19 protein-coding genes are annotated in these 24,809 nt (G+C 40.0%); 6 read left to right on the top strand and 13 right to left on the bottom strand.

Annotation, left to right across the window (positions count from 1 at the left end; translation table 11 throughout):
* The first annotated feature begins 182 nt into the window (after positions 1 to 182).
* Genes BWR56_RS04060 through BWR56_RS04045 form a run of 4 tightly spaced genes read left to right on the top strand, consistent with a single transcriptional unit; the run spans position 183 to position 4,704 of the window.
* Positions 183 to 956: an ABC transporter ATP-binding protein gene (locus BWR56_RS04060; RefSeq protein ID WP_000447868.1), complete on the top strand. Its 774-nt coding sequence runs from the start codon at positions 183 to 185 to the stop codon at positions 954 to 956.
* Complete coding sequence (locus BWR56_RS04055) at positions 946 to 3,000, top strand: FtsX-like permease family protein (protein WP_076984500.1); 2,055 nt, start codon at positions 946 to 948, stop codon at positions 2,998 to 3,000. Before BWR56_RS04060 ends, BWR56_RS04055 begins: the two co-directional genes overlap by 11 nt.
* A gap of 32 nt (positions 3,001 to 3,032) precedes the next feature.
* Positions 3,033 to 3,722 (top strand): response regulator transcription factor, encoded by a 690-nt coding sequence (locus BWR56_RS04050; protein WP_076984499.1) that lies wholly within the window; start codon positions 3,033 to 3,035, stop codon positions 3,720 to 3,722.
* A complete protein-coding gene (locus BWR56_RS04045; RefSeq protein WP_076984498.1) occupies positions 3,706 to 4,704 on the top strand; it encodes a sensor histidine kinase in 999 nt (332 codons plus the stop codon). The genes BWR56_RS04050 and BWR56_RS04045 overlap by 17 nt, the downstream gene beginning before the upstream one ends.
* An 81-nt stretch (positions 4,705 to 4,785) precedes the next feature.
* On the opposite strand, the gene ffh is transcribed toward BWR56_RS04045, so the two are convergent.
* The 4 genes from ffh to BWR56_RS04025 form a co-directional block, all read right to left on the bottom strand.
* On the bottom strand, positions 4,786 to 6,357 hold the full coding sequence (gene ffh, locus BWR56_RS04040) for a signal recognition particle protein (RefSeq protein ID WP_076984497.1): 1,572 nt from the start codon (positions 6,355 to 6,357) through the stop codon (positions 4,786 to 4,788).
* Between the two features lie 11 nt (positions 6,358 to 6,368).
* Entirely contained in the window at positions 6,369 to 6,701 is a 333-nt protein-coding gene (locus BWR56_RS04035) for a putative DNA-binding protein (protein ID WP_000402068.1), read from the bottom strand.
* A gap of 145 nt (positions 6,702 to 6,846) precedes the next feature.
* Positions 6,847 to 8,043, bottom strand: coding sequence for an elongation factor Tu (gene tuf, locus BWR56_RS04030; protein WP_049505740.1), 1,197 nt, complete (start codon positions 8,041 to 8,043; stop codon positions 6,847 to 6,849).
* Between the two features lie 235 nt (positions 8,044 to 8,278).
* Positions 8,279 to 9,388, bottom strand: coding sequence for an AI-2E family transporter (locus tag BWR56_RS04025; RefSeq protein ID WP_000489830.1), 1,110 nt, complete (start codon positions 9,386 to 9,388; stop codon positions 8,279 to 8,281).
* A 104-nt stretch (positions 9,389 to 9,492) separates the two neighbouring features.
* Between BWR56_RS04025 and pbp3 the strand changes: the two genes are divergently transcribed.
* Complete coding sequence (gene pbp3 / locus BWR56_RS04020; protein ID WP_049505739.1) at positions 9,493 to 10,734, top strand: D-alanyl-D-alanine carboxypeptidase PBP3; 1,242 nt, start codon at positions 9,493 to 9,495, stop codon at positions 10,732 to 10,734.
* A gap of 29 nt (positions 10,735 to 10,763) precedes the next feature.
* Here pbp3 and sdbB read toward each other — a convergent pair whose 3' ends face one another.
* The 9 genes from sdbB to BWR56_RS03975 all read right to left on the bottom strand — a co-directional run bounded on the left by sdbB (position 10,764) and on the right by BWR56_RS03975 (position 22,056).
* Complete coding sequence (gene sdbB / locus BWR56_RS04015) at positions 10,764 to 11,309, bottom strand: thiol-disulfide oxidoreductase-associated lipoprotein SdbB (protein WP_049505738.1); 546 nt, start codon at positions 11,307 to 11,309, stop codon at positions 10,764 to 10,766.
* A gap of 19 nt (positions 11,310 to 11,328) precedes the next feature.
* Positions 11,329 to 12,036 carry a thiol-disulfide oxidoreductase-associated membrane protein CcdA2 gene (ccdA2, locus tag BWR56_RS04010; RefSeq protein WP_000443807.1) on the bottom strand — a complete coding sequence of 236 codons (708 nt, stop codon included), beginning with the start codon at positions 12,034 to 12,036 and terminating at the stop codon, positions 11,329 to 11,331.
* 125 nt (positions 12,037 to 12,161) lie between these two features.
* A complete protein-coding gene (locus BWR56_RS04005; protein WP_000631558.1) occupies positions 12,162 to 13,022 on the bottom strand; it encodes a methionyl aminopeptidase in 861 nt (286 codons plus the stop codon).
* Between the two features lie 15 nt (positions 13,023 to 13,037).
* The gene (gene spxR / locus BWR56_RS04000; RefSeq protein WP_000033809.1) at positions 13,038 to 14,315 is read right to left on the bottom strand and encodes a CBS-HotDog domain-containing transcription factor SpxR; all 1,278 of its coding nucleotides are present in this window, start codon (positions 14,313 to 14,315) and stop codon (positions 13,038 to 13,040) included.
* Complete coding sequence (locus BWR56_RS03995) at positions 14,308 to 14,859, bottom strand: GNAT family N-acetyltransferase (RefSeq protein WP_049505737.1); 552 nt, start codon at positions 14,857 to 14,859, stop codon at positions 14,308 to 14,310. Before BWR56_RS03995 ends, spxR begins: the two co-directional genes overlap by 8 nt.
* Before the next feature lie 15 nt (positions 14,860 to 14,874).
* Entirely contained in the window at positions 14,875 to 16,134 is a 1,260-nt protein-coding gene (locus BWR56_RS03990; RefSeq protein ID WP_049505736.1) for a UDP-N-acetylglucosamine 1-carboxyvinyltransferase, read from the bottom strand.
* A 160-nt stretch (positions 16,135 to 16,294) separates the two neighbouring features.
* Entirely contained in the window at positions 16,295 to 17,800 is a 1,506-nt protein-coding gene (gene pyk, locus BWR56_RS03985) for a pyruvate kinase (RefSeq protein ID WP_076984496.1), read from the bottom strand.
* Positions 17,801 to 17,866: 66 nt separating this feature from the next.
* On the bottom strand, positions 17,867 to 18,874 hold the full coding sequence (gene pfkA / locus BWR56_RS03980) for a 6-phosphofructokinase (RefSeq protein WP_000820882.1): 1,008 nt from the start codon (positions 18,872 to 18,874) through the stop codon (positions 17,867 to 17,869).
* 80 nt (positions 18,875 to 18,954) lie between these two features.
* Positions 18,955 to 22,056, bottom strand: a complete 3,102-nt coding sequence (locus tag BWR56_RS03975; protein ID WP_076984495.1) for a DNA polymerase III subunit alpha — start codon at positions 22,054 to 22,056, stop codon at positions 18,955 to 18,957.
* A 413-nt stretch (positions 22,057 to 22,469) separates the two neighbouring features.
* Here BWR56_RS03975 and BWR56_RS03970 point away from each other — a divergent pair, with 413 nt between their 5' ends.
* On the top strand, positions 22,470 to 24,752 hold the full coding sequence (locus BWR56_RS03970; RefSeq protein ID WP_076984494.1) for a Xaa-Pro dipeptidyl-peptidase: 2,283 nt from the start codon (positions 22,470 to 22,472) through the stop codon (positions 24,750 to 24,752).
* Positions 24,753 to 24,809 lie beyond the last annotated feature (57 nt).

Genomic DNA, 24,809 nt, shown 5'->3' with positions numbered 1-24,809 from the left:
GAAATTCCTACAACCCCATACTCCCCTTTTTAAATCCCTGAAACCATGCTATAATATAGTAAGTATAGCTCTAATAACCTGACTATAAAAGTCAGCGATAAAGATTTCTTACATCATCCGTAAGTGTTATTCTACTCTGATTCATACTATAATGAAAGTAACAAAAGATGGAGGTGTTTCACATGGAAACAATTTTACGAGTAGAATCATTAAAAAAGCATTATGGAAAAGAGCCGAATATCACCAAGGCCTTAAACGGCATATCTTTTCAAGTTGTAAAAGGTGAGTTCTTAGGAATTATGGGGAGTAGCGGTTCTGGGAAAACAACCCTTCTTAACTGTCTCGCCACAATCATCAAGCCAACTGACGGCTCTATTCAAATGCAAGAAAAAGATTTAGGTCAGTTAAAAGGGAGCCAATTAGCAGATTATAGAGGCAAGGAAATTGGCTATCTCTTCCAGAATTTTGAGCTTTTGGACAATCTTACAGCCAAAGAAAATATTTTACTCCCCTTGTCTTTACACAAGGTCGATGCCGACGAAAGCAAGGTTCGGTTAGAATTACTTTCCCAATATCTGGATATTTCTGAACTTCTGGATAAGTTCCCTTCTCAATTATCAGGTGGTCAACGGCAAAGGGTAGCTGCTGCGCGCGCCTTAATTTTAGACCCTAAGATTGTATTTGCAGACGAGCCCACAGGGGCTTTGGATTCAAAAAATGCGACCATTTTGATGCAAAAATTATCCGAAATGAATCAAGTGGAAGAAACCACCATTCTCATGGTAACCCACGATTCAGTTGCAGCCAGCTTTTGCAACCGCATATTGTTTATCCAAGACGGAAAACTATTCCATGAAATTCGACGCGATTATCCAAGAGAAAGTCAAGAAGACTTCTACCACAGAATACTAAAGGTCATGGCAGCCCTAGCTGGAGGTGATGGCAATGTTTTCTAAATTAGTCTCAAGAAATAGCAAGAGAGATCGAAAAAATAATGGCTTGTACTTCAGTTCCATGGTTCTTTCTATTATCTCCTTTTACATCATCCTTTCTTTGTCCCATCAAGATGTGATGATCTTTCTAAAACAAATAGAAAGTGACGCTGTAAATAAACTCTTTAGCATGATTCCTATTCTTTATGTAGCAACGCTCTTTATTCTCTTTTTTCTAGTCTACTTCGCAAGCAGTATGCAGATGGAAAGGAGAAAACATGAATTTGGTGTCTATCTCACACTGGGAATGCGAAGAAGCAAACTGTTCTTGCTACTCCTGCTCGAGGATTTGAGAAACAGCGTCCTTGCCCTTGGAATAGGCCTTCCTATTTCCATCTTGATTTCAGAACTAATTAGCCTAATAACCGCTAAAATTGTGGGACTAGGGATTATTGAACATCAATTTTCTCTATCTACTACAGCTCTGTTCTATACGATCATCGGCTTCCTAGCAGTAAAATTAGCTGTTTTTGTCCTTTTAAGTGCAAAGACGGCCAATATGGAAATCGGAAACCTACTTGCCTATTCACCCTCTGGAATGAAGAAACTACTCCCCAAGGGTGTGTACCTTCTTGCTTCCGTCCTCGGAATTTTGCTTCTAGGAACAGCCTATTACTTGGGGATGAGTAGACGAGCTTGGGAAAATGTCATAACAATGGGCATCACCGTTCTCCTGGGAACTCTAGGAACTATCCTACTCTTCTTTGGTATGCGTTTGTTTATAGACTTTTTGGTTAAGTTTGGAAGCAATCGAAAACTTCAAGCCTATAATTTTAGACAGATTCAGGAATTAGTTATCCAGCGTTCAACTATACTGGCCATCTGCTCCCTCTTAATCTTCTCTGCCTTGTGCCTCTTTGGAGCAGGTGTTGCCATTGCAAGTGGCAATTCAGGCAATCAAACCCACGTGTTGGATTATACATTTAGAGATGGCAAGCAGGATACAGATGAAAATCTTGATGTGAATACAGTTAAAAAAGAGCTTGAAGTTGCTGGACTGGCATCACAGTTTTCAAAGATTTTGCAAATAAAAATCGGCAAACCGAAAGAACACGAGTCCGTGTCCTTCGAAGAGATCATCCAGGAGTTGAAAAAGCAAAAAGGCAGCAAGAACAAGGAAATTTTGCTCCAAAGATTTAAACAGTCTACTACTTCCCACCTCATACCAGTTTCCGAATACAATGAACTTAGAAAAGCTGCCAATCTCCCTCCTTTAGAATTAACTAGCAAGGAAGCCTACTTGTATATGGGAAAAGATTTTCTCCCTGATGAGAACTTGGTTAACTCTGTTCTGAAAGCAAACCCTCAAATCAACGTCATGGGAAATGATATAAAATTGATTGGAGATGTGCAGTCTTTACCAATTGTAACGGACCGTGAAATCACCCTCTCTGTAGCACTCATTCTTCCAGATGAGACCTTTATGAGTTATACTGATAGTAAATACTCAAACTATGTCAGTGGCATCCTAGCTCCTGATCTGGTCAAGGAAAAAGGTCTGATGAAAGCTATCTCAGATACAAATGAAAAGCTGAATCAAACCTCTCTTGGTTATGAAAGCTATATACAAAATATGGGGCGCCAATTATTTTACATTATCTCTGCTAGCTATATTACTATTTATCTGGCAATCATTTTCCTTGTCGTTGCAAATACAATCATCGGCGTCCAGTTTTTGATGGGACAAAGACAATCCTACAGACGATACCAAACCTTGATCCATCTTGGAGCTAACTACGAAACTCTTTGTAAATCTTCAGAAAAACAAATCAACTGGTATTTCGGTCTGCCAATAGCCATTGCACTTCTCAGTAGTAGCTTCGGAGTGAGCTCCCTCCTCACAGGAATAGTACCCGCTAGTGCAAGAATGGCCATGGAGCAGAAATTTATCACAGCCATGCTAATCGTACTGCTCTTAGCTGGTTTTGAAGTCATCTATATCAGAATTGTAAAGAAAAATAGCAACAAGTACTTATTGTCATTAATGGAACCAAAAAGAGAAGAATAAGGTAGAATAAAATAGGAAAAGGAGGAACCGATATGAAGCATATTCTAGTAATTGAAGATGAAGCCTTGATTCGAGATGAAATTGTCATCTTGTTAGAGAAAGCGGGTTATCAAGTTGATAAGTTGACTGACTTCAAAGATACGAGCCAACAAGTGCTGCAATACGATACGAATCTAATCATACTGGATTTGAATTTGCCGGGAGAAACAGGCTTTCAAATTTGTAAAAATCTCAAGTCCAAACGCTCTGTGCCCATATTGGTTCTCACCTCCCGTGAACAACTAAAAGATGAGATTTACGCCCTGAAATTAGGGGCAGATGAGTATCTAACAAAGCCTTTCAAGAAAGAAAGATTTTTGGCACGTATAGAAAATATCTTGAAACGCTATGAAGGCAGACAAAATCTACTTGAAAAAGATAATTTTCTGCTGGATAGACAAACCTATACCCTTTATATCAATGGACATTCGATTTTACTCCCCCAAAATCAAGGGAAATTGTTAGAAACCTTATTGGTTACTAATGCTCCTGTCGTCACAAAAGAAGAACTATGTATGAAACTATGGAACACAACTGAGTTCATCGATGATAATGCTCTTCAAGTAAATATTGCAAGGCTCAAAAAGGTGATGAAAAAGGCTGGAATTACCCTTCAAGTCAAGTCTGTCAGAGGTATTGGTTACAAGCTAGAAGAGGTAAGTCCAGATGAAACAGAATCTTAAATATCTAGCTACTTACCTGCCCTGGTTACTTGTTCTTTTAGTATTTGATCTATTCACAGCGATTCTGCTTTGGCTTTCAGACGTGAGGATGTTTCAAGCTCTCATCCTGCTCTATATTTTAGCCACCGTCCTGCTTTTTTTCATCCTATCACTCCTACTTATAAGAAAAGAAAGAAAAAAATCAGCTGCTTATAAAGCCTTCATAGCCAATCCTAAGATAGATACGGAGCTGGAATTATTGCGTTTATCAACTGTCTCAGAAAAAGAAAGCATCGAAGAAATCGCAAATGTGCTCTACCAAAAGCAGGTGGAAATAGGAAAGCTTAATTCATTACTAGCCGACTATGAGGACTATGTTGAGAAGTGGGCTCATGAAATCAAACTTCCTCTATCGCTTCTTTCCCTCCTTTTGGACAACCAAAGTGACCAGCTGCCAAAGGATACAGCTTTTAAGTTGGATTATGTAAAAAATCAAATCCAAGGCAATGTATCACAGATACTATTCTATTACAGGGTTAAAAGTGAAAAAAATGATTTTCTATTTGAAGATGTCGACCTCCAAGAGTGTATTCAGGATCTTTTAGAAAACTTTGATCCCTTGCTTAAAGAAAAGAAATTTACGATTAAGGTAGAAAACATACAAGGAATCTGCTACACCGATCAACGCAGTTTTGAATTTATCCTCTCTCAAATCCTAGCCAACTCCATTAAATATAGCTCCGACAAGCCCGAACTCAATATTTATATGTCAAAGGATAAGGGGCGCACAAGTCTGATTATTAGGGATAATGGCTGCGGAGTTAAAGCTTGCGACCTCCCTCATATCTTTGAAAAAGGCTTTACAGGTGATTCAGGAGACACAAGGAAAAAATCAACAGGCATGGGTCTCTATCTGGTCAAACAATTAGCAGATGCTTTAAAAATCGATATCACGGTAAAATCCGAATGGATGCATGGATTTGAAATCACTCTTTCTATTTAGTCATTTTTCGAGTAAGAAAATTGCCTAATCATAGAAAGCACATATTTTATATAAAAAGGAAAGCACTTCTGCTTTCCTTTTTTATTTGCGTTTTTTCTTAGCTTTTTTCATTTTGTTGGCCATCCGTTTCATAGACTGTTTCATGGCAAATTCACCGATTTTACCTTTGAGTCCGCCACCAAACATCTGGCTCATATCTGGCATGCCTGCTCCTCCGAGACCTGACATATCTGGCATGCCACCTTGTCCCATCATTCCTTCAAGGGCAGACATATCCATCCCGCCCATATTTGGCATATTTTTAGGGAGGTTATTTGGATTGATTCCCATTTGCTTCATCATTTTGTTCATATCTCCAGACATGACACCTTGCATGAGCTGTTTGGCCTGGTTAAAGTCCTTGATAAATTTATTGACTTCGACAAAGGTATTTCCAGAACCAGCAGCGATACGACGGCGACGACTTGGATTTAACAGATCAGGGTTTTCGCGTTCTTCAGGTGTCATAGAAGACACAATAGCACGTTTGCGCGCAATCTGGCGCTCATCCACCTTCATATTTTGAAGGGCAGGATTGTTAGCCATACCTGGAATCATCTTGAGTAAGTCTTCCATTGGCCCCATATTTTGCACCTGATCCAATTGATCAATGAAATCATTGAAATCAAAGGTGTTTTCGCGCATTTTCTCAGCCATTTCAAGAGCTTTTTGCTCATCGTATTCCTGAGAAGCTTTCTCAATCAAAGTGAGCATATCCCCCATACCAAGGATACGGCTTGACATACGGTCTGGGTGGAAGGTTTCGATATCTGTTATCTTTTCACCCGTACCAGTGAACTTGATAGGTTTTCCAGTGATGTGACGAACAGACAAAGCTGCACCACCACGAGTATCCCCATCAATCTTGGTAAGGATGACACCAGTTACTTCCAACTGAGCATTAAACTCACGGGCAACATTAGCCGCTTCCTGACCGATCATGGCATCAATGACAAGGAGGATTTCGTTTGGTTGAGCCAGTGCTTTAACATCACGAAGCTCATTCATAAGAAGTTCATCGATTTGTAAACGCCCTGCCGTATCGATCAAGACATAGTCGTTGTGATTGGCCTGCGCTTGCTCCAAACCTTGGCGAACAATTTCAACAGCAGGCACTTCTGTTCCAAGTGCAAAGACAGGAACATCGATTTGTTGTCCAAGTGTTTTCAGCTGATCGATGGCTGCTGGACGATAAATATCTGCCGCAATCATCAAAGGACGAGCATTTTCTTCCTTCTTGAGTTTATTAGCCAGCTTACCAGCAAAAGTCGTTTTACCAGCCCCCTGCAAACCGACCATCATGATAATGGTTGGAATTTTTGGTGACTTGATAATCTCAGCAGTATCAGAACCTAAAACAGCCGTCAGTTCCTCATCAACAATTTTGATAATCTGTTGGGCAGGATTGAGGGTATCAATGACCTCGTGACCGATTGCACGTTCACGAACCTTCTTGATAAAGTCCTTTACAACAGGCAAGGCAACGTCGGCTTCAAGCAAGGCCAAACGAATCTCTTTGGTTGCTTCTTGGACATCAGTCTCAGAAATTTTTCCTTTTTTACGTAGATTTTTAAAGACGTTCTGTAAACGTTCTGTTAAACTTTCAAATGCCATTTTTCTTCCTCTTATTCTCTATTATCAATGCTTGTTAAAACTTCTATCTGCTCCTGCAGAAAGTCATCTTTGGGATAACGCTCCAAGATCTGGTCAAAAATCTGACTACGGACAATATAGTCCGAATACATGTGCAATTTCATCTCATAATCTTCTAGAATCTTTTCCGTCCGCTTGATATTATCATAGACAGCCTGACGACTGACACCGAACTCTTCAGCAATCTCAGCAAGACTATAATCATCAGCATAATAGAGTTCAATATAGTTCATCTGCTTGTCTGTCAAAAGCGCCGCATAAAATTCAAAAAGAGCGTTCATACGATTGGTTTTTTCGATTTCCATAACTTTTATTATACCAAAAAAACGATTATACTGCTAGAGTAGAAGCACTTCAAATAGAGTAAGAAGAAAGAAAAAAAGAACCTTGCAAGGCAAGATTCTTTTAGTGTCTGACTTAAATAATTGTTCTTCTGGGAACTTAATCGAATTAAGCTTCGATTTCTGTAACCATACCTGAACCAACAGTACGTCCACCCTCACGGATAGAGAATGTAGTACCTTGTTCTACGGCGATTGGGTGGATCAACTCAACGTCGATAGTCACGTTATCACCAGGCATTACCATTTCAGTACCTGCAGGAAGTTCGATTGAACCTGTAACGTCAGTAGTACGGAAGTAGAATTGTGGACGGTAGTTGTTGAAGAATGGAGTGTGACGTCCACCTTCTTCTTTAGTAAGGATGTAGACTTCACCTTTAAATTTAGTGTGTGGGTTGATTGAACCTGGTTTAGCGATAACTTGTCCACGTTCGATTTCGTCACGTTGAACACCACGAAGAAGGACACCTACGTTATCTCCGGCAAGACCTTCGTCAAGTTGTTTACGGAACATTTCAACACCAGTAACAACTGCTTTTTGAGTTTCTTCTTTGATACCAACGATTTCGATTTCGTCGTTGACACGAACAGTACCACGGTCGATACGTCCTGAAGCAACTGTACCACGTCCAGTGATTGAGAATACATCTTCGACTGGAAGAAGCAATGGTTTGTCAGTGTCACGTTCTGGTTCTGGAATGTACTCATCAACAGTGTTCATCAATTCCATGATGATGTCTTCGTATTTAGAGTCACCTTCAAGAGCTTTAAGAGCTGAACCTTGGATAACTGGAAGATCGTCACCTGGGAAGTCGTATTCTGAAAGAAGGTCACGGATTTCCATTTCAACCAATTCAAGCAATTCTTCGTCGTCAACCAAGTCAATTTTGTTCATGAAGACGATAAGGTGTTTAACACCAACCTGACGTGAAAGAAGGATGTGCTCACGAGTTTGTGGCATTGGTCCGTCAGTTGAAGCTACTACAAGGATAGCTCCGTCCATTTGGGCAGCACCAGTGATCATGTTTTTAACGTAGTCCGCGTGTCCTGGAGCGTCGATGTGAGCGTAGTGACGTTTTTCAGTTTCGTACTCAACGTGTGCAGTGTTGATAGTGATACCACGTTCGCGTTCTTCTGGAGCAGCATCGATAGACGCATAGTCTTTAGGTTGGTTAACTGATGAAGGCAAGCGACGTGCCAAAACAGTTGTGATAGCTGCAGTTAGGGTAGTTTTACCGTGGTCAACGTGTCCAATAGTACCAATGTTAACGTGTGGTTTACTACGATCGTATTTTTCTTTTGCCATTTGAGTAAAAGCCTCCAATAAAATATATTTTATAGATAGACAGTAGGCAATACAGTCTAACTTTCCTTACTATTTTATCAAATTTCTGCTAAATTGCAAGTGTTTTACACATATTTTGTGAATTAATCTAAATCTTATCAAATCCTGTTCTTCTGCTTCTTTATGACAATATGAATTCAAACTTATTTTGTTTGGAAGATAGTATTTTCAACAAAAAAATCAGGTCTCCCTGATTTTAATTTGATTCTGTTTTTTCCAGTTCCTTAGCTTCTTTATGATTTTCATATAATTTCGCTAGGAACTTAGTAATTTCTTTAAAAATGGAGTAAGTAGGTACTGCTACGACCATCCCTATGACACCGTAGATATTACTTGACAGTAAAAGGAGCACCAAGATCGTAATCGGATGCACTTTCATAACCCCTCCAACGATGCGTGGATAGAGAACATTTCCATCAATCTGTTGAATAATAAGCATATAAGCAACTGCAATCAACATACGATGAGGATCTGTGAAAACATTGGCAATCACCATTGGAATCAAGCCAATACTTGGACCAACATAAGGAATCAAATTTGCGATTCCAGAGAAAATAGCAAAAACTAGGGCGTACTTTAATCCGATAACGCTATAGCCAATATAGGCTAAACATCCAATAATAACCGCATCAATCGCAATTCCACTGATATAGCGCGCTATAGTTGTATTGAGATTGGTTAAAAGGCTAGAAAGATTCAATTTGTCATGTTTTAAGACGGTACGTTCCAACATTGGTAGCAACTTATGACCATCCAACAAGAAATAAATCAAGAATACAGGGGTCATAATGAGAATCAGTACCGTACTAAACAAGGCTGAAAGAACGCTTCCTAAACTGTTGCTGACGCTATTCAGGATATTCTGGAGGATATCCACATAGGAGAGATTCAGTTGTTGAATTGTTTGTTGAATATCAATATTTTGGAAGACTGGATTCATGGACAAATCGATGATCAAATCTTGTAGTCTACTATAGATGTTTTGACTAGAAATAATCAAGCTGGTCAACTGATTAATCAAAATCGGCAAGAGATAAACGACCCCTACAACGATAGCACCAATCAAGGCACAAAGAGTGACCAAGACACCAATTAGACGATTGATCTTACATCTCTTTTCTAAGAAAGTAACGACTGGATTTGTAATGTAGTAAAAAAATCCACCAAGCAAAAATGGAATCATGATGGTATTCACAACTGTCACGAAGGGAGTAATGATGGCTCCCATTTCTCTCCAAAGATAGAAAATCAGTGTTAATAATAAAATTTCAGCTGTCCAAAAAAATAATTTGTTTCTGCGGAACATAGGTATCCTCCTTCTCTCTATTTTACCACATTTCTGAAAAAGATAAGTTGGCTTTAGTAAAAAAGCGAGAATATTTTTTTTCTTTATGATAAAATAAAGCTAATATGAAAAAAATAATTTTATCTTTTATGACACTTTTGGTTTTTGGAACAGCTTCTACTGTTTCTGCTCAGGAGTTTGATGTTGCTGCTAAACATGCTATTGCTGTCGAGGCTACGACTGGAAAAATCCTCTATGAAAAAGATGCAAATCAGCCTGTAGAAATTGCTTCTATTACAAAACTGGTTACAGTTTATCTGGTCTATGAAGCTCTGGAACAAGGAACTATCAGCCTATCTACACCTGTTGATATTTCGGACTATCCTTACAAACTTACAACTAATTCTGAGGCGAGTAACGTCCCTATGGAAGCTCGAAATTATACTGTTGAACAGCTATTAGAGGCTACAATGGTATCCAGCGCGAACAGTGCTGCGATTGCACTAGCAGAAAAGATTGCTGGTTCTGAGAAAGACTTTGTAGACAAGATGAGGGCTAAACTTCTTGAATGGGGAATTCAAGATGCAACTATTGTAAACACTACTGGTTTAAATAATGAGACCCTTGGCGATAATATCTATCCTGGTTCTAAAAAAGACGATGAAAACAAGTTGAGTGCCTACGATGTTGCAATCGTCGCTCGTAACCTCATCCGAGATTATCCTCAAGTTTTGGAAATCACCAAAAAACCAACTTCTACCTTTGCAGGACTTGAAATCCACTCAACCAACTATATGTTGGAGGGAATGCCAGCCTATCGTGGTGGTATTGATGGACTAAAGACAGGTACTACTGATAAAGCTGGTGCTTCATTCGTGGGAACAACTGTTGAAAAAGGGATGCGTATTATTACAGTTGTTTTAAATGCAGATCAACAAGATACCAACCCTTATGCACGTTTTACTGCTACTTCAGCACTTTTAGATTATATTTCTGCAAACTTTGCCTTAAAAACCGTCGTTCAGAAAGGTGAAGCATACAATGATAGTAAAGTAACAGTTCTGGATGGTAAAGAAGATAATGTGACAGCTGTCGCTAAGTCAGACATTTCCATCGTCCAACGCATCGGAAGCGGTACTACACCAGCTCTCCAATTCACACAGAAATCAACATCAGAAATGGCTCCACTAGAAGAAGGAAAGGTTGTTGGTACTCTAACCTATGATGACCAGGATTTGGTCGGACAGGGCTATCTCACTTCCGACAAACCATCTTTTGAAATGGTTTCTGAAAAGAAAGTAGAAAAAGCCTTCTTTTTGAAGGTTTGGTGGAATCAATTTATCCGCTTTATCAATGAAAAACTATAAAAAAATCGCGAATAATCGCGATTTTTTCTTTATTTCATTTCTTTAAAAGCCGCTTCTGCATCAGCATTGCTAATAGCACCAAATTGGATTTTTCCGATTTTACCTTGACTGTCAATCAAGTATTCCGTTGGAATACTACGAATTTGGTAGGCTTGGAAGGTAGTTGCTTGCGTATCATATAGAACTGGAATATCCTTGTAGCCTTGTTCTTGGTACCATTTTGGAAAGTCTTGAACTGTTTTTTCACCTTGGAGACCAGGTGCAATGACACTCAAGATTTCAAAGTCTCGATCTTGTTTGGCAGCTAATTCCATCAGCTCAGGCATGCTTTTTTTACATGGTCCACACCAAGAAGCCCAGAATTTCAAATAGACCTTTTTCCCTTTATAGTCTGATAACTTCACTTCTTTGCCATCCATAGACTGCAAGGTAAAGTCTGGTGCATCTTTACCGACTGCGATTTGTTGTACAGCAGGTTGTTTGGGACTGCTTGTCTGTTTGGTTTCTTTTTCACCACAGGCAATCAACAAGAATAGAGACATGAGGCTCAATCCAGCAAAAATAATTTTTTTCATTTTTTCTCCTTTTATCCAATTATCCAAGAATTCCTGACAAGGCATTTAATTGCCCTAGCATTAATAATAATCCCATCAAAATAATCAAAGCTCCCCCGATTTTCTTTAGTAGGATCATATGAGGTTTTAATTTACTAAAATAGGGCATAATCCAGCCCGAAGCCAAGGCCAAAACAATGAAAGGAAGGGCCATTCCCAATGTGTATACTAATGTTAACACGGCACCTTGCCAAGCACCATTGCCACCTGAAGCTGCTAGGGCCAAGACTGAACTTAAGACTGGTCCGATACAAGGGGTCCAACCAAAACTAAAGGTTATCCCAAGTAAAAAGGCTGACAGATAGTGATTAGACTTGGATTGTTTGAAGGTGACTGTCTTTTGAACCTCCAGTTTATTGAAATGTAAGATTTCCATCTGGTGAAGCCCTAAAAGAATAATGACTATTCCCATAGCATAACGAAACCAGTCTGCATAGAGCATGTGCCCTAGGAATCCAGCTCCAAATCCTAAAATAAAGAAAATGAGGGAGATTCCTGCAATAAAGCACAAGGTTCGAATTAAACCAGACCATGCAATGTCTCTTCCAAAAAAGCGAAAGCTTTTCGAATTTCCCTGATCATCCAGTAAAATACCAGCATAGACAGGTAGCAAAGGAAAGATGCAGGGTGAAAAGAAGGACAGGATACCTGCTAAAAAAACAGATACTAGAAATATAATCGACTCCAACGAATTACCTACTTTCTCAAAATTCTAATCCTATTTTACTACAAAAGGATAAATTTGTAAGAAATCTGCTACGCTTATTTATTTTGACTAAATTTGACACAAAAAAGGAGCTAAGCTCCTTTATTTTAATACGTTCCTTCTTCACCTTGACTAGTCAAGATAACAGGACCGTCTTTGGTAATCACAAACTGGTGTTCATATTGACAAGATAGGCCGCCATCGATGGTTTTATGAGCCCAGCCAGTCTTCATATCTGTATCAATTTCCCAGTCACCAGTATTGATCATGGGTTCAATGGTTAGTACCATTCCTTCACGGAGACGGAGTCCACGGCCTGCAATACCGTAGTTAGGAACCATTGGCTCCTCGTGCATAGTTGGACCAACACCATGACCAACCAAATCACGAACGACACCATAACCGCGACTTTCAGCGTATTCTTGAATGGCTGCACCGATATCACCGATACGATTGCCAACAACTGCTTGCTCAATTCCTTTATACATAGCTTCCTTGGTCACGTCCATCAGGTTTTTCACTTCTTCAGACGGTGTACCAACCGCATAAGCCCAACATGAGTCTGCTAAACCACCAGTATAACTTTGGGTGTATTTTTTCATTTGCTCAACATTGTTGAAGTTGAGTTTAGATACATTAAGGTCGGATTTGGCAATCGGACCTCCCAGTACCATATCAACCTTGAGCAAATCGCCATCTTTCAAGATGTAATGACGTGGAAAAGCGTGAGCTACTTCGTCGTTGAGAGAGCAACAAGTGGCATAGGGGTAATCCATGACTGCACCATCTACTCCAATCTGTAGAGGAAGGAAATTTTCCTCTTTACAACGACGACGAACGTACTCTTCAACTTCCCACATATCCACGCCTGGCTTAATCAAATCACGTAAGCCGATATGGATACTTGCTAGGAAATCACCAGCCTTGTCCATGGCTTCGATTTCACGTGCTGATTTTAAAGTTATCATTTTTTCTCCTAGATTCTAATTAATTTTAACCGTAACATTTGCTTTTGAAACAATCTGATGACCATGATAAATATCATAATCAATAATAGCTGAGCGTCTCGTGTGGTGAATAATCCGAGCCTGAATCCGCAGAGTATCATCTATCTGTACAGCCTGCAAGAAATAAATCAACATCTGTTCAATGATGAGATTACGTCCGCTATTGACAACGAGGTCTTGGGTCATATGGTTGAGGATTTCAGCCAAGACTCCATTAGCAAGGACCCCATTTTTCTCCAACATGAAAGGCTCAACAGTAATGACGACCTCATCATGATGATAAGAGAGTTTTTGCCCGATTTGCTCGGAGAAAGTCGGCAAAGCTGAAACTTGGGAACGACTCATCTTTTCCATGACATCTCGTCGTGTTACGACACCGAGTAAGGTTTGGTTACTTCTGACAACGGGAACCATCTCAAAGTCTTCTGCAATCATCCGTTGACTGACATTGGCAATATTGGTCGCTAAACCTGTTACGAAGATACTTCGTGTCATCACCTTGTCAATCGTTGTACTGGGAGACTTGTCTCCTGCGTCACGCATGGTAACAACTCCAACAACCACTTGGTGTTGGTTAATGACTGGGAAACGACTACTTCTGTTCTTACGGACCAAGTCTAGATAATCTTTGACCGTATCTGTTTCTCTCAAAAAACCATACTCATGACTGGGACGATAGAGCTTTTCGACTGTCAGAATATCGGTTTTGATTTGAACATTTGAGAGGGCTTTGTTAATCATGGTCGCTACTGTAAAAGTGTCATGTTTACTTCTTAGAACTGGAATCCCTTTTTTATTAGCCAACTCAAGAACATCGTCCTGCACATGAAAACCACCTGTTACAAGGACTGCATTTTCATTTTCCAAGGCTAAAAGTTGAATGCGAGTGCGGTCTCCTACGATCAAAAGACCACCATCATGGAGATAGGACAGGATATTTTGCTCTGTCATAGCTCCAATGGAGAATTTGCTAAACTCTCTCTCCAACCCTTCCTGACCAGCTAAAACTTCAGATGAGGTGACCTCAGCGATTTCAGCATAGGTAAGCCGCTCAATAGCCACTTTCTGGGACTTGACTCGTATGGTTCCACTACGTGGCCGAGTTTCAACAATTCCACGATTTTCAGCTTCTTTGATAGCTCGGTAGGCTGTTCCGTCACTAACACCTAGGTGATTTGAAATACTACGAACACTAACTCTCTTCCCAATTGGTAACTCTTCCAGATAAGACAAAATTTCCTGGTGTTTACTCATTGAACTCTCCTTTTACGTAACGAAATTCAAGATAGTCCCTCATTTTTCGTGTATAGCGATCGCTCCCCTTAAACTGTCGGAAGAGACTAAATCCCGATTTTAAGGCTACTTTTTGGCTAGCTTGATTCTCCAGATGAGTGATGATGGATAATTGTTTTAAACCAAATTCTTCAAAAGAAAGGTGACAGAGTTTGCTAACAGCCTCTGTCATAAAACCTTGCGACCAAGCATCTTTTTTTAAGAAATAACCAATTTCTGCTTCTTTTTTGATTTCATCGATTTTTTCAAATTTAATGGAGCCAATCATTTCCTGATTTCCTTGGAGACAAATTGCCCAAACACCTAGAGGAGCCTTCATAAAATAGTTAGCAAGTGCGTACTGACTTTCTTCCAAACTTGCTTGACTGGGAAAAATAAACTGCAAATTCTCAGGGTTTGAAGCAATCTCGAAAAACGCTTGACTGTCACTAAAAAAGAAAGGACGCAAATACAAGCGCTCCGTTTCAAAAAAAGAAAACATTGCTAATTTGGTCCAAATATTCATAATCACCTCAACGGCTTAGTCTTCAACGAGTGTAATATCCGCTCCAAGACTACGCAATTTTTCAATAATATCTGAGTAGCCACGAAGGATAAACTCAATATTCGTAATTTCAGTCTGGCCTTGAGCCATTAAGCCAGCGATGACAAGTGCAGCACCAGCTCGCAAGTCTGTAGCTTTTACACTTGCCCCGTGTAACTTACGACCACCGTTGTAGATAATGTGATCGTTTGTAGTCGTAATATCCGCATCCATTTTCGCTAATTCAAAGACATGATTAACACGTTTCTCATAAATCGTATCAATAATGGTTCCACGACCTTGAGCAGTTAGTAAAAGTGGCGTGATAGGCTGTTGCAAATCAGTTGCAAACCCAGGATAGGGTGCAGTTTTGATATTGATGGCCTTCAAATCGGACTGTTCTTCAACGAAGATGCTGTCTTCTGAGACCGTCATACGAACGCCCATTTCCTCTAGTTTGGCGATAAAGCCTTCTAAGTGCTCATAGAGAACGTTGTTAATACGAATTCCTTTTCCTACCGCTGCAGCAAGTGAAATATAGGTTCCAGCTTCGATACGGTCTGGGATAACCTGATGACGCGTTCCATGAAGTTTCTCGACACCATCAATAATGATAATATCAGTCCCTGCACCACGAATATGGGCCCCCATGTTGTTCAAAAGGGTAGCAACATCGATAATTTCCGGTTCACGAGCCGCATTTTCAATGACAGTACGTCCCTTAGCTTTAACCGCAGCAATCATGGTGTTAATAGTTGCTCCAACGCTGACGGTATCCATGTAAATACTTGCGCCATGAAGCCCCTTACCTTGGGCAGATAAATTCATATTATCTCCCTCATAGCTGACCTTAGCACCCATGGCTTCAAAGGCTTTTAAGTGAAGGTCAATCGGACGAGGTCCCAGATCACATCCACCAGGAAGTCCAACTGTAGCTTCACCAAAGCGACCTAAAAGACTTCCGTAGAAATAATAAGAAGCACGCAAGCTATTAATTTTGCCATAAGGCATAGGAATGTTTTGAACACCTCTTGGATCAATCTCCAAGACATCGTCATAACGCTTAACAGATGCCCCCATGATTTCCATGATTTCGACAAGACTAGCAACGTCTGAAATATCTGGAACACAATCTAAAGTGACAATATCATCTGATAAGATAATAGCTGGAATAAGCGCTACAACACTATTTTTAGCACCACTAATGGTGATCTCACCTTGCAATGGACGTCCACCATTGATGACAATTTTTCTCATGTTTTACTCTTTCAAAATTTACTAAAAAGGTCTTTTCGTTCTATTATATCATAATTTTCAGTTTTTTCCCATTCCTATTTACTAAATACCATCTCATTTTGATAAAAAAAGACCTATCACTCAAGCTTTTCAGCCTGAAATGATAGGTTTTAATGTTAGATTAACGTACTGTACGGATACGCATTGTGTTTGTACGGACAGCTTCACCAAGTGGCACACCAGCAACGATAACGATATCATCACCAGATTCAACCAAGCCTTGTTCAACTGCAATCTTTTCAGCAAGATCAAACATATCGTCAGTATTTGAAGGACGTTCAGTTGTTACTGGAATGACACCCCAGTTCAGCATAAGACCGCGTTGAGTCAATTCGTCAAAAGTGATAGCCAAGATATCAGCATTTGGACGGTATTTAGAAATCAAGCGAGCTGTGTGACCAGTTTTAGTAAGGGTAACTACCAACTTGATATTCATTGAGTTAGTTGCATCTTTAACAGCTGATGCCATAACTTCAGTCTTAGAATTACGTGCCAAGTTAACTGATGACAAACGACCGTATTCATTAAGAAGAGTTTGTGCATTCTTGTCAATCGTAGCCATTGTTGTTACTGATTCAAGTGGATATTTACCGTTCGCAGACTCACCTGAAAGCATTGTTGCGTCAGTTCCGTCGATAACAGCGTTAAATACGTCTGATACTTCTGAACGAGTTGCACGTGGTTTTTCAGTCATTGTTTCAAGCATGTTTGTTGCTGTGATAACAACTTTACCTGCTGCGTTCACTTTAGTGATGATCATTTTTTGATAAACTGGAACCATTTCGAATGGTACTTCGATACCCATGTCACCACGAGCGATCATGATACCGTCAGCAGCTTCAATGATTTCATCCAAGTTATCGATACCTTGTTGGTTTTCGATTTTTGCAAACAATTGAACGTGACCATTACCAGTTTCTTCACAGATTGCACGAACTTCGTCGACGTCTTTTGCAGTACGTACGAATGAAATCGCGATGAAGTTGATACCTTGTTCCAAACCGAAACGGATATCATCGTTATCACGTTCAGCAAGTGCTGGGAAAGGAATTTTAGTGTTAGGAATGTTTACACCTTTCTGCTTAGCAATGATACCGTCATTTTCAACGACTACTTCAAATTCACGAGTTGCATCGTCTTTTGCGAAAACACGAAGACCCAATTTACCATCGTCAACCAAAACTTGGTGACCAACTTCAACATCATCGTAGATATCAAGGGCACCAGCAACGTTCAAAGCAATCACATCACGAGTTGATTTGATTCCTTGTTTAGTTGCAACACGGATTTTTTCACCAGTTTTGTATGAGTACTCTTTTGCGTCACCTTCAAACAATTCTGTACGGATTTCAGGTCCTTTAGTATCAAGAAGGAAACCAACTTTTTTACCTGCAAGTTTTTCAGCAAGTTTAACAGTTGCCATACGCTCACCTTGTTCTTGGTGGTCACCGTGTGAGAAGTTGAAACGGAAAGCGTTTGCTCCTGCTTCAATCAATTTAGCAATATTTTGAGCTGAAGCTTCAACGTCAAGTTTTTCACCCCAGTATCCGTCTTCACCGAATTTTTTACCACCACGGATTTCAACCGCAGGACCTAAAGTTGCAACGATTTTTACACGTTTGTTCATGATTTTTGTGACTCCTTTATATAATTCGACCTTTTATGGTCATGTTACCAAATTAATGAAAGTTGATTAGGACAAGCTCTTGTTCAAAGCAGAAAGTTCAAGATCAGCTTTATGAGGGTTGTTAACAATAATCTTACCTTCTGCAGTTAAGCTAAACAAAGCTCCTTCTTCTGCTGTACCAAGGATTGGATTCTCAACCATTTTTTCGTTACGGATACCAACAGCGACACCACCGATTCCTTGTTTAAGGAGTTTAACAGCGTGTGCCCCCATACGTGATGCCAATACACGGTCACGCGCAGTTGGTGATCCACCACGTTGGATGTGACCAAGTTCTGTTACACGAAGGTCACTAGTGTCTCCTGCTTCTTTTAGTTTTTGACCAAATTCAGCTGCTGACATAACACCTTCTGCCAAAACGATAATGTTGTGTTTTTTACCGTGCTCATAACCAGCTTTGATACTAGCTACGATATCTTCCATCTTGAAGCCTTCCTCAGGGATGATAATTTCATCAGCACCAGTTGCGATACCAGCCCAAAGAGCGATATCACCAGCGTTACGTCCCATTACTTCAACAACGAAAGTACGACGGTGACTTGATGATGTATCACGAATCTTATCAATCGCATCCATTGCAGTCGTAACTGCAGTATCAAATCCAATTGTGAAATCAGTACCTACGATATCGTTATCGATTGTACCTGGAAGCCCAATAGCAGGGAATCCATGCTCCGTCAAGCGCATAGCTCCGTGATAAGAACCGTCTCCACCGATAACTACGACTCCTTCGATACCGTGTTTTTTCAACTGCTCAATCCCTTTAAGTTGGCCTTCAAGTTGTGCAAACTCAGGGTAACGAGCAGAGTGAAGGAAAGTACCACCACGTGAAATGATGTCTCCTACTGAAGCAGCATCAAGTGGATAAATTTCACCGGCAACCATACCTGCGTATCCATCATAGATACCAAAAACTTCCATTCCTTCTGAGATTGCTTGGCGAACTACCGCACGGATGGCAGCATTCATACCAGGGGCGTCTCCACCACTGGTTAAAACAGCAATACGTTTCATTTGGTTATGCTCCTTTTTCTTTTAACATTCTTACTGATTATACCACATTTAATTGGAAAATTCTTCTATTTTCCGTATTTTTAGCGATAAATCGTTTTCATAGCAATTCCCTCTAATTTTTCCTCTAGAGCAGAATCTTTTTTTACAAAATGTTGAGTAGAAACAACCGTTTTTTGTTCCTCTTCATACCTGATAATGACAGGGATTGGGCCTTTGTATTGTTCTAGAATATTTGAAATCTCTTTATCATTTTCATGATTTTTAACTTGAATCCAGAATCGTTCCGCCACTGCTTCTTTCAAATCTTGTGCAATCATTTGCAGACGACCATCTCGGGATTGAACTTTGCCATTGATGTAGTAGAATTTACCCTCAGATAAGATGGAAGCGAATTTTCGATACTGGTCTGAAAATACAGTTACATCCATCCGAGACTTACTATCATGAACCTGTAGAAAAGCCATACTCTCGCCTTTCTTGGTTCGAATCACTTTAATCTTTTGCACTTCAACTAAGAGAGTGGCTTGAGTTCCCTCGGTTAGATTAGCGATTGGCGTCGTCGGATATAGGGCTTGTTTGGCAAGAGTTTGGAGAGGATGGAGACTGATACCTACCCCAATCAGTTCCTGCTCTTTGTAAAATTTCTCTGCTTCCGTAAAATCATCAGCTTCAGTCCAACTATAATTTGTATCTGCAAAAAGTCCACCTAATTCCTCAACAAAAACAAATAAGTTTGGTAGGTTGACTAAGATTTTCTGACGGTTCTTATCAAATTCATCAAAAAGCCCTAGTTCAACCAAAGAAGTCAAAAGCGACAGTTTCTTGTAATTCTTGGGAAGACGTGTGACAAAATCTTCAACACTTGAAAAAGGACGGTTTTCAATAATCCAGTAAGACAAATCTCTTGGCATACCTTTAATGGCTTTCAAACCAAGATAGAGTGTCTTCTGGGTAATTTTATCATGATAGGGAATGCTGTTTATTGCTAAGGGAGCTACTTCAAAGCCCATCTGCAATGCATCTACAATGTATTCACTGCTAGAATAGTTCAACATGACTTGAAAGAAAACAGCAGGATAATGTGTCTTGAAATAAGCGAGCTGGAAAGCCAGGGCTGAGTAAGCATAAGCGTGGGATCGGTTAAATCCGTAGCCGGCAAACTTTTCCATCACTGCAAAAACTTGGTTGGCCTTTTCTTCTGTATGCCCAAGTTTCATAGCTCCTGTGATAAAATCTTCCTTCATCAGATGCATCTCTTTGGCATTTTTCTTACCCATGGCACGTCTGAGAATGTCGGCTTTACCAAGACTGAATCCTCCAAAGCGTTGAGCTACCTGCATGACTTGCTCTTGATAGAGCATAATACCGTAGGTTGATGACAGAATGTCCTCCAAGGCAGGGTCTAACACCGTCACCTTTTCTTTCCCGTGCTTACGAGCGACAAAGTTATCAATATAATCACTAGCACCTGGTCTGTTGAGTGAGGTTGTGGCTACTACCTCTTCAAAGACTTGCGGCTGAACTCGTTTCAAGAGTCGAATGGCGCCAGGTTGTTCAAATTGGAAAATCCCCTTGGTATTTCCAGTAGCAAAGAGGGCCAGAGTTGCCTTGTCTTCCAAGTCAATCTCTTCGATTTTCAGATGAACACCTTCTGACTCAGCCAATAATTCCTGCATTTTTTGGACAAAAGTTAAGTTACGAAGACCTAGGAAATCCATTTTTAGAAGTCCATTGGCTTCAACACCATGTGAATCATACTGGGTGATCAGCATATCCTCACCGTATTTAAGTGGAATATAGTCTGTCAGGTCTTGGTCACTCATAACAACTCCTGCCGCATGGATAGAGGTCTGACGAGGATAACCTTCAATCTTTCGAGCAATCTCAAAAGCTTTTTGATATTCCATTTTGCTATTGATGACCTGCCTAAACTGTAAATTCTTTTCATAGGCTGTCGTTAGCGTATCTCGAAAACTGATTTTTTTCGTAATATTGGTTAATTCGTACTCAGGGACACCATAACGTTTGAAAACATCACGAATTGCCTGTTTTGCTCCAAAAGTCGAATAGGTAACAATCTGTGCCACATGTTGACTACCATACCGATCACGAACATAGCGAATGAACTCCGGCCTATAAAGATCAGGGATGTCGATATCAATATCAGGCATGGTGTATCGCTCACGATTTAAAAAGCGTTCGAAAATCAAGTTCTTTTCAACCGGATCAATTCCTGTAATATCCAGTGAGTAAGCCACCAGACTACCAACCGCAGAACCACGCCCCATTCCCATATAATATCCTTGGGAACGTCCAAAACGGAGCAAATCCCAAACTACAAGGAAATAATCGTCAAAGCCCATATCATGAATCACAGCCAATTCCTCATTCAGTCGCTCATGATAAATAGCTGAGGTTAACTCCTTGTCACTCAAGCCTTGCTCAGCTCTCTCTCTAAGTTCTTCGACCGCTGGTCTTTCAGGATTAAAGCGGGGAAGTTTTAAACTTGGGTCGATTTGATAGCTTACATTCTCTATCAGACCTTGGAGATTGGCAAGCGCCTGAGGGAAGCGATTTTTAAACCGTGCTTCCAAGTCTGAGGCAGGTAAAAAAATCCCTTGTTGTGAATGTACATCCACTTCTCTCAGACTGACATTGTCCTTGACTGCTGACAAGATTTGTAAAACTTGAATATCTTCTTTTTCAAAAGAATTGACTTGATAGAGTGGAAGAATGGGCCTAGTAAAGACTTCTTGAGGAGTATCTGGACTGACACCGATAAAATAATCATGCTCCAAATCCAGCTGTTCGACCCCATTAAAATAGGGAACAATAATAGCAACATCTTCGAGGTGGGAGGTGAAGTCAGACCAATTTTTCCGTCCAGTCATGTTTAAAGTGGATAACTTCATCAACTCTTGATAACCTTTAGTGGATAGGGCTAGAAAACGAAGAGAGAGATTCTCCTCATCTTTGAGCAAGGTCATTTCTAAACCAATTAAAGGTTGAATGCCATGCTTACGAGTTGCTTCTAGAAAATGATAGGCTCCATAGAGATTATCCACATCCATGATAGCAAGGTGAGAATAGCCGTATTCTTTAGCCATTTGTACATATTTTTCAATCGAAACTACACTTTCCATAAAACTATAAACAGTCTTGGTGTCGAGTTGTGCAATCATTTCTTCTCCTCCTTGCTTTCGTTTTACTACTATTATACCATTTTAAGTTGGATATTGAAGCAACTCTGCACTTTCTTTTCAATATTATCAGTTACAAACTTCTTCTCTTCTTACTGTTAAATTCTTCATTTTTCAAAGGAAAAAATAAAAAATTAATATTATATAATAGTTTTAAATGTAAATTTAGATATATTTATACCAAACAAAGAATAATAAAGATAGGAGTTATATGCAGTTTTACATATAAAAATCTCTAGAAAAAGGCTTACTTCTATGGTATTTATTCAGCATTTTATAATAACTTACCAAATAGATATGCTGGTTTAAGAAATTTATTTCATTTAAGTTTATTTATTCCATTTTTCCCTCTTTTTTGATATAATAAATCCAGTCTGTTTTCAAAGGAGAGAAACATGCGTTTTAATCAATTCAGCTATCAACCAACCACTAGTTCTCAACGATTTGCAGAATTAGAAGGTCTTGGTCTAAAGCTGTCACCCCAACTGTCCTTAAAAAGACAGTTTGAAGACTTCATTCGTTGGAGTTTTTTCACTTATTCTAACACGGATTATGCCTTATCGACTTTGGCTGCGGATAAAGAAACAGATTTAGTAACTTTTTTCCAGTCAGACCGTGAGTTAACTGCGGAGATTTTCTACACAGTAGTTTTTCAACTTTTAGGATTTAGCTATCTTGTTGACTTTGAGGATGCCGAACAGTTTCGTAAAGAAACTGGTTTTCCTATTGTTTATGGGGATCTCATTGAAAATCTTTATCAGTTACTCAATACGCGAACGAAAAAAGGAAATACGCTCATCGATCAGCTTGTTAGTGATGGACTCATTTCAGAAGACAATCACTACCACTACTTTAACGGTAAGAGCTTGGCAACCTTCTCTACTCATGATGTCATTCGTGAAGTCGTGTATGTCGAGAGCCGTGTGGATACTGATAAAGACGGACTCCCTGATTTAGTCAAAGTCAGCGTTATCCGCCCGCGTTATGATGGACAGATTCCTTCAGTCATGACTGCCAGCCCTTATCACCAAGGGACCAACGATAAAGCCAGTGACAAAGCTCTCTACAAAATGGAAGGAGAGCTTGAGGTCAAACCGCCCCACACCATTGAACTTGAGGAACCTAAGCTGAATTTAGTCGAACCTCATAGTCAAGCAGAAGTCGTCTCAGAAGCTGAAGAAAAGCTATCTCATATCAATAGCTCATATACTCTAAATGACTACTTCCTCCCACGTGGATTTGCCAATCTCTATGTATCGGGTGTTGGGACCAGGGATTCCCAAGGGCTCATGACCAATGGGGACTACCAGCAGATTGAGGCCTATAAAAATGTCATTGATTGGCTCAATGGTCGTTGCCATGCTTTCACGGACCACACGCGCAAGCGCCAAGTCAAGGCTGACTGGTCAAACGGCAAAGTCGCAACAACAGGAATTTCCTATCTAGGTACCATGTCCAATGGTCTCGCCACCACTGGTGTTGATGGCTTAGAAGTCATCATCGCGGAAGCAGGTATTTCCTCTTGGTACAACTACTATCGGGAAAATGGTCTAGTGACTAGCCCTGGTGGTTACCCGGGTGAGGATTTTGACTCACTTGCTGAATTGACCTACTCTCGCAACCTCCAAGCTGGTGACTATATCCGTGGCAATGAAGCTCATCAAGCAGACTTAGAAAAGGTTAAAGAGAAACTCGATCGCAAGACTGGTGACTACAATCAGTTTTGGCATGACCGCAACTATCTGCTCAATGCTCACAAGGTTCAAGCTGAGGTCGTTTTTACGCATGGTTCCCAGGATTGGAATGTCAAACCTCTTCATGTTTACCAGATGTTTCATGCCCTTCCTAGCCATATCAATAAGCACCTCTTTTTCCATCATGGTGCCCATGTCTATATGAACAATTGGCAGTCGATCGACTTCCGCGAGTCCATGAATGCCTTGTTAAGTAAGAAATTGTTAGGACTTGACTCAGGCTATCAACTTCCGACTGTCATCTGGCAGGACAATATCGCACCGCAAAGATGGCAAGATCTTGATAACTTTGGCAAGCAGGATGAACTGCATACCTTCTCACTTGGAACTGAAGAAAAAGTGATTCAAAACCAGTATGATCAAAAAGATTTTGATCGTTATGGAAAGACTTACCAGACCTTCAACACTGAACTTTACCAAGGAAAAGCCAATCAGATCACCATTGACCTTCCAGTAAGTCAAGACATTCACTTAAATGGGCGAGTGGAGCTGAAACTTCGTGTCAAATCGAGTACGAACAAGGGCTTATTATCAGCCCAACTGTTAGAACTTGGACAAAAGAAATATCTGCAGCCTTATCCAGCTGTTTTAAGTGCTAGAACCATTGATAATGGCCGTTACCACATGTTAGAAAATCTCTGTGAACTACCATTCAACCCAAGTGCCCAACGTGTCATCACCAAAGGCTACCTTAATCTTCAAAATCGAACCAATCTCTTGACGATTGAAGAAATCCAACCAAATGAATGGATGGACTTCAAGCTAGAGCTTCAACCAACTATCTACAAACTTAAAAAAGGAGATACTCTCCGTTTGGTTCTCTACACCACAGACTTTGAGATTACAATTCGAGATAATACAGACTATCAATTGACTATTGATTTAGCACAGTCTAGTCTTATCCTACCTTCTCAAAAGGTATAATCTACCAGACTTTCAATATGGAAGTATTCAAAGGAAAAGTCAATGAATTCGACCATT

Origin of the sequence: Streptococcus oralis, assembly GCF_001983955.1 — a bacterium.
In the GTDB taxonomy this organism is placed as follows: domain Bacteria; phylum Bacillota; class Bacilli; order Lactobacillales; family Streptococcaceae; genus Streptococcus; species Streptococcus jiangnanensis.
This window is presented reverse-complemented; position numbering and strand designations above follow the sequence as displayed.